We start from the raw sequence: 12,894 nt of genomic DNA on the forward strand, positions 1-12,894 counted from the left end.
TTTAACGGTTAAGTTAGAAAGGGCGCACGGTGGATGCCTTGGCACTAGGAGCCGATGAAGGACGGGACTAACACCGATATGCTTCGGGGAGCTGTAAGTAAGCTTTGATCCGGAGATTTCCGAATGGGGAAACCCACTGTTCGTAATGGAACAGTATCTTTACCTGAATACATAGGGTACTGAAGGCAGACCCGGGGAACTGAAACATCTAAGTACCCGGAGGAAGAGAAAGCAAATGCGATTTCCTGAGTAGCGGCGAGCGAAACGGAATTAGCCCAAACCAAGAGGCTTGCCTCTTGGGGTTGTAGGACACTCAACATGGAGTTACAAAGGAACGGGGTAAATGAAGTGACCTGGAAAGGTCCGTCAAAGAAGGTAAAAACCCTGTAGTTGAAACTTCGTTCCCTCCTGAGTGGATCCTGAGTACGGCGGGACACGAGAAATCCCGTCGGAAGCAGGGAGGACCATCTCCCAAGGCTAAATACTCCCTAGTGACCGATAGTGAACCAGTACCGTGAGGGAAAGGTGAAAAGCACCCCGGAAGGGGAGTGAAATAGATCCTGAAACCGTGTGCCTACAAGTAGTCAAAGCCCGTTAATGGGTAATGGCGTGCCTTTTGTAGAATGAACCGGCGAGTTACGATTTCATGCGAGGTTAAGTTGATAAGACGGAGCCGCAGCGAAAGCGAGTCTGAATAGGGCGAATGAGTATGAGGTCGTAGACCCGAAACCAGGTGATCTACCCATGTCCAGGGTGAAGTTCAGGTAACACTGAATGGAGGCCCGAACCCACGCACGTTGAAAAGTGCGGGGATGAGGTGTGGGTAGCGGAGAAATTCCAATCGAACCTGGAGATAGCTGGTTCTCTCCGAAATAGCTTTAGGGCTAGCCTCAAGATGAGAGTATTGGAGGTAGAGCACTGATTGGACTAGGGGCCCCCAACGGGTTACCGAATTCAGTCAAACTCCGAATGCCAAATACTTATTCTTGGGAGTCAGACTGCGAGTGATAAGATCCGTAGTCGAAAGGGAAACAGCCCAGACCACCAGCTAAGGTCCCAAAGTATACGTTAAGTGGAAAAGGATGTGGAGTTGCTTAGACAACCAGGATGTTGGCTCAGAAGCAGCCACCATTTAAAGAGTGCGTAATAGCTCACTGGTCGAGTGACTCCGCGCCGAAAATGTACCGGGGCTAAACGTATCACCGAAGCTGTGGATTGACACCATTAGGTGTCGATGGTAGGAGAGCGTTCTAAGGGCGTTGAAGTCAGACCGGAAGGACTGGTGGAGCGCTTAGAAGTGAGAATGCCGGTATGAGTAGCGAAAGAAGGGTGAGAATCCCTTCCACCGAATGCCTAAGGTTTCCTGAGGAAGGCTCGTCCGCTCAGGGTTAGTCGGGACCTAAGCCGAGGCCGAAAGGCGTAGGCGATGGACAACAGGTTGATATTCCTGTACCACCTATACATCGTTTGAACGATGGGGGGACGCAGAAGGATAGGGTAAGCGCGCTGTTGGATATGCGCGTCCAAGCAGTTAGGCCGGAAACGAGGCAAATCCCGTTTCCATTAAGGCGGAGCTGTGATGGCGAGGGAAATATAGTACCGAAGTTCCTGATTCCACGCTGCCAAGAAAAGCCTCTAGTGAGATGTAAGGTGCCCGTACCGCAAACCGACACAGGTAGGCGAGGAGAGAATCCTAAGGTGTGCGAGAGAACTCTCGTTAAGGAACTCGGCAAAATGACCCCGTAACTTCGGGAGAAGGGGTGCTTTTTAGGGTGAATAGCCCGGAAAAGCCGCAGTGAATAGGCCCAGGCGACTGTTTAGCAAAAACACAGGTCTCTGCGAAGCCGCAAGGCGAAGTATAGGGGCTGACACCTGCCCGGTGCTGGAAGGTTAAGGGGAGAGGTTAGCGCAAGCGAAGCTTTGAACCGAAGCCCCAGTAAACGGCGGCCGTAACTATAACGGTCCTAAGGTAGCGAAATTCCTTGTCGGGTAAGTTCCGACCCGCACGAAAGGTGTAACGATCTGGGCACTGTCTCAACGAGAGACTCGGTGAAATTATAGTACCTGTGAAGATGCAGGTTACCCGCGACAGGACGGAAAGACCCCGTGGAGCTTTACTGCAGCCTGATATTGAATTTTGGTACAGCTTGTACAGGATAGGTAGGAGCCTGAGAAGCCGGAGCGCTAGCTTCGGTGGAGGCGTTGGTGGGATACTACCCTGGCTGTATTGAAATTCTAACCCGCGCCCCTTATCGGGGTGGGAGACAGTGTCAGGTGGGCAGTTTGACTGGGGCGGTCGCCTCCTAAAGAGTAACGGAGGCGCCCAAAGGTTCCCTCAGAATGGTTGGAAATCATTCGTAGAGTGTAAAGGCACAAGGGAGCTTGACTGCGAGACCTACAAGTCGAGCAGGGACGAAAGTCGGGCTTAGTGATCCGGTGGTTCCGCATGGAAGGGCCATCGCTCAACGGATAAAAGCTACCCCGGGGATAACAGGCTTATCTCCCCCAAGAGTCCACATCGACGGGGAGGTTTGGCACCTCGATGTCGGCTCATCGCATCCTGGGGCTGTAGTCGGTCCCAAGGGTTGGGCTGTTCGCCCATTAAAGCGGTACGCGAGCTGGGTTCAGAACGTCGTGAGACAGTTCGGTCCCTATCCGTCGCGGGCGCAGGAAATTTGAGAGGAGCTGTCCTTAGTACGAGAGGACCGGGATGGACGCACCGCTGGTGTACCAGTTGTCTTGCCAAAGGCATAGCTGGGTAGCTACGTGCGGACGGGATAAGTGCTGAAAGCATCTAAGCATGAAGCCCCCCTCAAGATGAGATTTCCCATGGCGCAAGCTAGTAAGATCCCTGAAAGATGATCAGGTTGATAGGTCAGAGGTGGAAGCGTGGCGACATGTGGAGCTGACTGATACTAATAGATCGAGGACTTAACCAACGCTTTTTAAAAAATGAAATACCTTCTTATTATCTAGTTTTGAAGGAACAACGTTCCTTTATTGTTTGGTGACGATAGCGAAGAGGTCACACCCGTTCCCATTCCGAACACGGCAGTTAAGCTCTTCAGCGCCGATGGTAGTTGGGGGTTTCCCCCTGTGAGAGTAGGACGCCGCCAAGCCATTTCAAAGATCAGCCATCCGGCTGGTCTTTTTTTGTGTTCTGGATAGAAGACCGGATAAGATCATTAGGCTTTATGAAGAGAAAAAAAATGAATTCCATTTATCATCCTTATAGGAAATAAGAAGCAAGGAAGTTGAAATAAGGGCAAATGTGTTACAGCATTACTTAGTCAGAGATTGAACAAAGTAATTTATAATAATTTAGAAGACAGATAATTAACTCGAGTGAAAAATTCAACTTTATAACTTCAATTACAAAAAGTTGCAACATTGGATTTAAATCAGAAGCACTTCATTTATTTTAGCTAAAAAGAAATTTATTCAGAAACTGGTAACTAAAAAAGTAAGGAATATCGAAATAGAAGAAACTAATTTTAAGAGATAGTATGCCTTGTGCCATATTAAATAAAAACATTCATCATCATGTATGAACAGTACCAAAAACAAGCTATGGCTGAACTATTAAGATAAGGATGATATTTGGTGAGCACTTCAAAATTCAGAGATGGTTAATAAGGAACAGTGTTTCAGGACTGCTTCATGAGTTTGACACAATGAAATTAGCGCAGTATAATAATTCGAGTAGAACGATATACTAAAAAAGTTAACTAAATTACTTCAGCATAAGCGCTAAAATTCAATACTATTGGATTTATAAACTTATTGATAAGAATAGTGTTAGTAGAACGATATACTAACATTAAGAAAAATTAGTAGAACGATATACTAGCTGAAATCTAGTAGAACGATGTACTAACTGAAGTCGGTTACTTAGAGGTTTATTGTTTTTTATTTGAACGTAATTTGTTTCTTGAATTTATGATATGGGGCAAGGGGGAAACTTCTGAAAGGCTAAAGAATCAAATTGAATTTCGATCATTAATAACTATAGGGGTGTGTTTCATGAAAAATCCATTTATAAAAATGGCAACAGGTTTATATATTAGTTATTTTATTTTAGGCATGATCAATATTATCATTGGATCTAATATGGAAAATTTATCCGAACAATTAAACACAAGTGCATCGGGGATAAGCTACTTGGTCTCTGCTATAGGAATCGGTAAGTTAGTTTCTTTGTTTTTCGCCGGTAGACTGTCAGATAAATTAGGAAGGAAGCCATTTGTCGTTTCAGCATCTTTTATCTACCTGATCTTCCTCATAGGTATACCTTTGGCTCCTAACTATACATTGGCATTTATATTTGCTGTTTGTGCTGGTATTGCAAACTCATTTTTGGACGCTGGTACGTATCCTGCGCTTATTGAGGCTTTTCAAAAGAAAGCAGGTTCCGCTACCGTATTAATAAAAGCGTTCGTTTCAGTCGGTGCCGCACTTCTCCCATTTATCATGGCGTTCTTTATAGCTAGAGATATGTTTTACGGGTATACATTCTTCTTAATGGCTGCTGTTTACCTTGTTAACGGATTCTTCTTGCTCAAGGTTTCATTCCCGAATCATAAAGCTCCTAGTCATGTCCAAGATGAAAAACAAGCTGCAACGGTTCAACACCAATTCCTATCAAAACCGAAGTTTGCTCAGGAAGGATTGGCCGTCATACTTTTAGGCTTCACATCAACTGCTTTATTCATGCTGGTTCAAGTCTGGCTCCCGAACTTTGGACAAGAGGTATTGGGGCTAACCCAGGCTAAGGCTGTTCAATTGCTTAGTTACTATAGCGTTGGCTCCCTTGTTTCTGTCATTTTACTGGCGGTACTATTGAATAAAGTAATTAAGCCTATTACCGTCATGATCATCTATCCAATCATTGCAGCACTATCTTTATTGTCACTCATATATATCCAGCAACCATTTATGACTGTTTTGAGCGCTTTCTTCATTGGACTTTCAACTGCAGGAGTGTTCCAATTAGCCATGACAATAATTACCGAATTCTTCCCAGCCAATAAAGGGACGATTACTTCTTATGTAAACATTGCAGCTAGTTCAGCTTTTATCATCATACCTTTCGTTACAGGTATCATTTCTAAGAGTGCCGGTTTAACTGCAGTCTTCTTGTTTGATGTGGCAATTGCGGTAGTCAGTATTTTATTGGCCGTATTCGTTGCCTATCGATATAAAAAGGTAATTAAGATTTCATCCAATTAAGTGGTAAAGCGAACATCAATCACCACTGATGATAATGATAAAAGGGGGAAACATCCATGCAAACAATCACGATCAAAGACGTAACGATCGGAGAAGGGGTTCCAAAGATCATAGTTCCGCTTATGGGGACCACTGAAAAAGAACTACTGAAAGAAGTTGAAACGGTAAATGCTTTAGAGCCGGATATCATTGAATGGCGAGTGGATGTCTTTGAACAAGTTGAGAGCTTAGAAGCCGTTTCGGAAATGATTTCAAAACTTAGACGTGCTGTACCTAGTACATTGCTGCTTTTCACTTTTAGAAGCCATAAAGAAGGCGGGAACAAGGAAATCACCGATGAACATTATTTTCAACTGCTTCATACAGCAATTAGAACGAAGAATATTGATCTTGTCGATGTTGAGTTATTTTTTGAAGAGTCGTCAGTGAAGGAGACTGTAAAAATAGCTGAGGAAAATGGCGTATACGTAGTGATGTGTAACCATGATTTCGATAAGACACCAGAAAAAGAAGAAATCATATACCGTTTGCGTAAAATGCAGGAATTTGGAGCTCATATTCCAAAAATCGCTGTAATGCCCCAAAGTGTTGGTGATTTACTCATTTTATTAGATGCAACCCATACGATGAAAACAAAGTATGCCGATCGTCCGTTCATTACGATGTCAATGTCGGGTACAGGTCTGGTAAGTAGATTATCAGGCGCGGTGTTTGGATCTGCTTGTACATTCGGTGCCGGAAAAGAAGCATCTGCCCCAGGACAAATTCCTGTTAATCAATTAAGAAGTGTATTGGAGATCATTGATCAAAATATTTAATTCAAAATTTCTTCCAAGAAGGAATTTATATAAATTTTTCAAATTAACCACCAGGGGGAATAGAACATGGAAAATCTAGGACGTATCAATGGAAAAACAGAATTGGTAGGGTTGCTTGCAACACCTATTGGACATTCTTTGTCACCAGCCATGCATAATTTAGCTTTTGATAAATTAGGATTGAATTGCGCCTATTTAGCATTTGAAGTCGGAAATGAACAATTGGAAGATGCAGTCAAAGGGATGCGTGCATTAAATGTAAAAGGATTTAACGTATCCATGCCTAATAAAATGAAAATACTTCCTTATCTTGACGAGTTGGCAGACAGTGCTAAATTTTCTGGGGCCGTTAATACAGTTGTCAATGTCGATGGGAAATTCGTGGGTCACAGTACCGATGGAATGGGTTATACTCGGAACCTAAAAGAACATGGTATAAATATTAAAGGTAAGAAAATGACTCTTATCGGTTCTGGTGGGGCTGCTACTCCTATCGCTATTCAATCTGCTCTAGAAGGTGTGGCGGAAATTAGCATTTTTGCTCGTGATGATGCTTTCTACCCGCAAGCAGAAGAAAATGTACGAATCATCAATGAAGATATGAAGCACTTAAACGTGAAAGCAAATGTATACCCTCTTGAAAATGTTGAGCAATTAAGGGCTGAAATCGCAACTAGTGATATTTTGGCAAATGGAACTGGCGTTGGCATGAAACCACTTGAAGGCTTAAGTGTCATTCAAGATGTATCCATGCTACGTCCTGATTTAATCGTAACAGACGTTGTTTACATTCCCCGCAAATCGAAACTAATGGAACAAGCTGAGGCTGCGGGTGCTACAGCAATTAATGGTCTTGGGATGATGCTATGGCAAGGTGCATTGGCCTTTGAATTATGGACAGGTCAACAGATGCCTGTAGATTACATCAAAGAGCAAATGTTTGCAGAATAATATGATTCCACTCTCGAGATTATTCTCCATTTTATCGTAATAGAGGTTTTTTCATACTTGAAGTGCATCATTGTTAAAGGATAAAAGTACTTACAAATGAGTGCAGAAAACCTCGGAGCTAAGAAATGCAGGGAGTGAAGTCCCTTGTTTTTCTTAGCGTTTTTTTTTGAAAAGTGGTTTTCATTTAAATGGATAACATAAAGGGGAGACTTAATTCAAAATGTATTTATAGAAAAATATTTTATTACTGTATTTTTGAATTATAAGGTCAAGGGAGAAACATCACATCGTGACTTATTATAGGGGTGTAATAATGAAAAATCAGTATTTTAAAGCGGCATCCAGCATGTATATTAACTATTTTCTGCTGGGTATGGTCAATATAATCCTCGCCTCAAACATGTCCTCCTTAACAGAGCAATGGGATACGGATTCTACTGGCATCAGTTATCTCATTGCCGCAATAGGAATAGGGAGATTACTCACGTATGGTCTCACGGGAGTATTATCAGATAAATTTGGAAGAAAGCCTTTAATTATTGTCTCCTCAATTGTAATGGGAGTTTTTCTAATTGGGATTCCATTTTCCCCCACATATGAAATGGCCTTTGTATTTGCTTTACTTGCGGGTATTTCCAACTCAGCCATGGATGCTGGTACATATCCAGCTCTAACTGAAATGTTTCCTAATTCTGCAGGTTCCGCCAGTGTTATGGTTAAGGCTTTTGGTTCCCTAGGTGCAACCATCTTACCATTCATCATCTTGTTTCTTTCCAAGAACCAATTATTTTACGGATTTGCATTTATATTACCGGCCGTCATCTATTTCGTTAATATGTTTTTTGTGATGTCGGTTTCATTTCCAAAAAGCAAGTCCGGTCCTGTCAGTAATGAGGATGATTTGCAATTGAACAGGTTCATAACTGAACCTAAATTTTGGAGCGAAGGACTGGCGCTAATCATAATTGGATTTACATCAACTGCGTTATTTACAGTTTCACAAATCTGGTTACCGAGTTTCGGACATGAAGTTGCAGGGATGTCCACATCAGGTTCGATTAAATTACTGAGCTATTATGGTGTTGGATCACTCATTTCCGTCCTGCTACTATCCGTCTTATTAAACAAATGGATTAAGCCCGTGACGGTGATATTGCTTTATCCAATGATTACTTTACTGACAGTAATCATCATATTAACGGTTCATTCACCTATGGTCTTAAGTATTACCTCCTTTTTCCTTGGAGCCTCGACAGCTGGGATATTTCAATTAACCATTGCAATAATGACTGAACTTTTCTGGAGGAAAAAAGGAACTGTAACAGGGATCGTTGCGACGGCCTCAAGTTTGGCGAGCGTCATTTTACCAATTGCAACGGGTCTGATCGCCAAGAGTGGGGATATATCTCACATATTTCTATTCGATTGTTTTATTGCAACATTAGGTATCCTAGCTGCAGCATTTGTTAATTATCGGTATAAAAAATTGACACAGCACCAGACTATATTTAACCATGGATAATGAATGGTGACGGATTAGTTAAAACTCCATCTACTAGAAATAGGGTGGCGTTTTTTTTTGGTCAAATGAATAAGGTATATAGACGTATTGGAGAGATTATTGACCGATGAAATACCCTTGTCCCAAAAGCAAGGGTATAATAATGACAGTAACTATATTATTATTATTATTATTATAGTAAGAACATGATAATAAAAAATACATCAAAAATACATTCAAGATGGTGATTGAACTATGAAACAATCCAAAAAAGGTCGAGTCACGCTGCAAGAGGTAGCGAAACATGCTGGGGTATCTACTTCCACTGCTTCCCTTATAGTTCGTAATAACCCGCGAATTTCGGAAGCGACGCGAAAAAAGGTATTAAAATCCATGCATGAATTGGGTTATGTTTACGATAGAATTGCAGCAAACCTAAGATCGCAGAGTTCTGATACTGTAGGAATCATTATTACTGATATATCAAATACCTTTTTTTCTGAATTCCTGATAGGCGTTCACGACGCATTGGATGAGGTCGGTTATACGGTGTTGCTGGGGACTACATTCGACTCGGTTACCAAGCAAGACCATCTTCTTTCAACCATGTTGGAACATAGGGTTGGAGGCTTGATTCTTTGTCCTGTCTCTGAAAGTACACAAGAAACCATTGAGCGATTAAATGAAATTGACACGCCAATGGTCCTTGCTGTTAGAGAACTACCGGAAGTGAATAGTGACTATGTAGGCATCGATTATCCAGAAGGAGCCCGAATTGCTGTTGACCATCTTATTGAAAAGGGACATAAAAGAATTGCGCTCCTTGGTGGAATCAGGGAATCTTCTACTTGGATCGAGAGAATGGAGGGGTATCGGGAAGCCCTTTCAAGAGCGGGCTTGGAAGTGGATGAATCGTTAATGATAGATAGTGCCCCGACACGGGAGGGCGGGCTAGAGGCTGTATTGAAAGTACTTGAGAATCCCAATCCGCCAACTGCAATTTTTTGCTTTAGCGACTTAATTGCCTTCGGTGTTATGCAAGGATTAAGGATGAAAGGATTTACTCCTGGAAAAGATATAGATATCGTAGGGTTCGATAACGTTCCAGTTGCAGAAATCTATCATCCTCCGTTAACGACCATTTCTTCATTTCCTAGACGTATCGGAAAAGAGGCAGCGAATCTCTTGTACCAGCAAATGGAGAAAATCGAACGTGAACAACAGCGAATCATATTAAACCCAGAACTGATAATTAGAGAGTCTTCCTAATAAAGAAAAATAAAAAGGTGATTAGTTTACAGGAGGCTGGGTGTCCTTACCTCTGTATCCTTTTCATCTTTTCTATTATTCTTTTATCGGGGACATTGGTTAAATATAAAAGGAATGGGGCTTACTTAAGCGGTTCATAAATATCCCAGGCCACTTTCAATGAATCGACTATAAAGTCTGCCACTTCATCAACATCAAGATCGTTGGTATTCACTTTTGAATGATGATAGGAGTATATCTCCTGTCTGGTGTAAAAGAGCTCTTCGATTTCCTCTAGGGTCCGACTTTGTAAAACAGGTCTACTATCAATAAGTAAGCCAATTCTTTCTTTCCAATATTCCCAAGATAAATCAAGGTAGAAGACAATGCAATTAGATAAACAGATATTGCGTATATCCTCTTGTAAGAATGCCCCGCCTCCAACTGAAATGATTTTCAATTGTTGTTGACTAAGGCTTTCAATCACATTTTTTTCTTTTTCGCGAAATGCTTTTTCCCCAAACTTCTTGAATATTTCTGTAGTGGGCATATTGAATTCCTTTTCAATTTCTTGGTCTATATCAATAAAGTCCCTATATAACTTTCTGGCTACTTTCTGTCCGATCGTCGTCTTTCCAACTCCCATAAAGCCAATAAAAACGATACTTTGCATCCTCAAAGATGTGTTTTTATTAATCATCTATAAATCCCTCTCCCAACTATTTTTATAATGATTAAAAGTCTTTCCTGAAATTTTTAAAATAAATTTATTATAGTACAAGAAAGTAAAATTGTAAAAAAGATATTTTTTAATATTTGGACAATGGAAATGGGAAATATAAGCGGTTTAATTCTAAAATCACTTATCCCATTCTTAAAGGAACAATAATTTTTTTTTATATTCGATTTACACCTTTCATTTATTGGGGTGAATGGTCTATTGAAAATGAAGATAGTAATTGATCTGGATAATATAGTTTTTATGGATTTGGCCAAAAGCGTTACTAATCGGAAGGGGAGTGTGTTTCAAAAAGGTCTTCGATTTAATAAAATGGATGTTGATCGAAGGGGACCTTAGGTTTAATGAACAAGGATCAAGAAGGTTTTGGTGGATTATATTCATGTTGTAATAAGGACATATAATGCTCCTATCTCCTATATAATAAATGGATAAATCACTTGATAAAGAATTGTATAAAATGTGTTGACTTTATGGTGCGAAAGGATTAATATAAATAAGCACCAACTAAGACAAACGAAAAACTTCATCCGCTTTTGGTAGATTACCAAAACAAAAATAATAACTATTGACTTCTTACTATGAAAATGATAAGATGAAATGGTCGCTGAAAAACACAGCGATTTAAAATAAGTTTAAAACTTCGCAGAAGTTGACAACTAATCAATAAGATGTTATGATGAATAAACAAGCCGTTCGAAAGAACGATTGTGAAATTGCTCTTTGAAAACTGAACAAAACAAAGCGCCAACGTTAAATTTTAAGTGAGCACACACTATCAAAAAAGCAAAATGAGCAAGTCAAACATTTCTTCGGAGAGTTTGATCCTGGCTCAGGACGAACGCTGGCGGCGTGCCTAATACATGCAAGTCGAGCGAATCGATGGGAGCTTGCTCCCTGAGATTAGCGGCGGACGGGTGAGTAACACGTGGGCAACCTGCCTATAAGACTGGGATAACTTCGGGAAACCGGAGCTAATACCGGATACGTTCTTTTCTCGCATGAGAGAAGATGGAAAGACGGTTTCGGCTGTCACTTATAGATGGGCCCGCGGCGCATTAGCTAGTTGGTGAGGTAATGGCTCACCAAGGCGACGATGCGTAGCCGACCTGAGAGGGTGATCGGCCACACTGGGACTGAGACACGGCCCAGACTCCTACGGGAGGCAGCAGTAGGGAATCTTCCGCAATGGACGAAAGTCTGACGGAGCAACGCCGCGTGAACGAAGAAGGCCTTCGGGTCGTAAAGTTCTGTTGTTAGGGAAGAACAAGTACCAGAGTAACTGCTGGTACCTTGACGGTACCTAACCAGAAAGCCACGGCTAACTACGTGCCAGCAGCCGCGGTAATACGTAGGTGGCAAGCGTTGTCCGGAATTATTGGGCGTAAAGCGCGCGCAGGTGGTTCTTTAAGTCTGATGTGAAAGCCCACGGCTCAACCGTGGAGGGTCATTGGAAACTGGGGGACTTGAGTGCAGAAGAGGAAAGTGGAATTCCAAGTGTAGCGGTGAAATGCGTAGAGATTTGGAGGAACACCAGTGGCGAAGGCGACTTTCTGGTCTGTAACTGACACTGAGGCGCGAAAGCGTGGGGAGCAAACAGGATTAGATACCCTGGTAGTCCACGCCGTAAACGATGAGTGCTAAGTGTTAGAGGGTTTCCGCCCTTTAGTGCTGCAGCTAACGCATTAAGCACTCCGCCTGGGGAGTACGGCCGCAAGGCTGAAACTCAAAGGAATTGACGGGGGCCCGCACAAGCGGTGGAGCATGTGGTTTAATTCGAAGCAACGCGAAGAACCTTACCAGGTCTTGACATCCTCTGACAACCCTAGAGATAGGGCTTTCCCCTTCGGGGGACAGAGTGACAGGTGGTGCATGGTTGTCGTCAGCTCGTGTCGTGAGATGTTGGGTTAAGTCCCGCAACGAGCGCAACCCTTGATCTTAGTTGCCAGCATTCAGTTGGGCACTCTAAGGTGACTGCCGGTGACAAACCGGAGGAAGGTGGGGATGACGTCAAATCATCATGCCCCTTATGACCTGGGCTACACACGTGCTACAATGGATGGTACAAAGGGCTGCAAACCTGCGAAGGTAAGCGAATCCCATAAAGCCATTCTCAGTTCGGATTGTAGGCTGCAACTCGCCTACATGAAGCCGGAATCGCTAGTAATCGCGGATCAGCATGCCGCGGTGAATACGTTCCCGGGCCTTGTACACACCGCCCGTCACACCACGAGAGTTTGTAACACCCGAAGTCGGTGAGGTAACCTTTATGGAGCCAGCCGCCTAAGGTGGGACAGATGATTGGGGTGAAGTCGTAACAAGGTAGCCGTATCGGAAGGTGCGGCTGGATCACCTCCTTTCTAAGGATAATTACGAGAGCGCTTTTGTTTTGTTCAGTTTTGAATGAG

General features: G+C 42.5%; 6 protein-coding genes and 3 rRNA genes. 8 read left to right on the forward strand and 1 reads right to left on the reverse strand.

The annotated features are described in order from the left end of the window. Nucleotides 1-6: 6 nt before the first annotated feature. From ACDZ29_RS12660 to ACDZ29_RS12690, 7 genes are all read left to right on the forward strand, one after another. A 23S ribosomal RNA gene (locus ACDZ29_RS12660) occupies nucleotides 7-2,939 on the forward strand. A 64-nt stretch (nucleotides 2,940-3,003) separates the two neighbouring features. After that, nucleotides 3,004-3,119: ribosomal RNA gene (gene rrf, locus ACDZ29_RS12665) — 5S ribosomal RNA — on the forward strand. Between the two features lie 904 nt (nucleotides 3,120-4,023). Continuing rightward, nucleotides 4,024-5,229, forward strand: a complete 1,206-nt coding sequence (locus ACDZ29_RS12670) for an MFS transporter (protein ID WP_370013686.1) — start codon at nucleotides 4,024-4,026, stop codon at nucleotides 5,227-5,229. A gap of 56 nt (nucleotides 5,230-5,285) precedes the next feature. Then, nucleotides 5,286-6,047, forward strand: a complete 762-nt coding sequence (aroD, locus tag ACDZ29_RS12675; RefSeq protein WP_370013687.1) for a type I 3-dehydroquinate dehydratase — start codon at nucleotides 5,286-5,288, stop codon at nucleotides 6,045-6,047. Nucleotides 6,048-6,113: 66 nt separating this feature from the next. Next, the gene (aroE, locus tag ACDZ29_RS12680) at nucleotides 6,114-6,998 is read left to right on the forward strand and encodes a shikimate dehydrogenase (protein ID WP_375090955.1); all 885 of its coding nucleotides are present in this window, start codon (nucleotides 6,114-6,116) and stop codon (nucleotides 6,996-6,998) included. Between the two features lie 313 nt (nucleotides 6,999-7,311). Then, nucleotides 7,312-8,520 carry an MFS transporter gene (locus ACDZ29_RS12685; RefSeq protein WP_289323474.1) on the forward strand — a complete coding sequence of 403 codons (1,209 nt, stop codon included), beginning with the start codon at nucleotides 7,312-7,314 and terminating at the stop codon, nucleotides 8,518-8,520. A gap of 234 nt (nucleotides 8,521-8,754) precedes the next feature. Then, complete coding sequence (locus tag ACDZ29_RS12690; protein ID WP_289318827.1) at nucleotides 8,755-9,768, forward strand: LacI family DNA-binding transcriptional regulator; 1,014 nt, start codon at nucleotides 8,755-8,757, stop codon at nucleotides 9,766-9,768. A 121-nt stretch (nucleotides 9,769-9,889) separates the two neighbouring features. Here the strand turns inward: ACDZ29_RS12690 and ACDZ29_RS12695 are convergent, their stop codons facing one another. Next, nucleotides 9,890-10,447 carry a shikimate kinase gene (locus tag ACDZ29_RS12695; RefSeq protein WP_289318828.1) on the reverse strand — a complete coding sequence of 186 codons (558 nt, stop codon included), beginning with the start codon at nucleotides 10,445-10,447 and terminating at the stop codon, nucleotides 9,890-9,892. Between the two features lie 848 nt (nucleotides 10,448-11,295). On the opposite strand from ACDZ29_RS12695, the gene ACDZ29_RS12700 reads away from it, so the two are divergent. Continuing rightward, nucleotides 11,296-12,846: ribosomal RNA gene (locus ACDZ29_RS12700) — 16S ribosomal RNA — on the forward strand. Nucleotides 12,847-12,894: the final 48 nt, after the last annotated feature.

The sequence above is a fragment of the Peribacillus sp. RS7 genome (assembly GCF_041956845.1).
Lineage (GTDB): Bacteria > Bacillota > Bacilli > Bacillales > DSM-1321 > Peribacillus.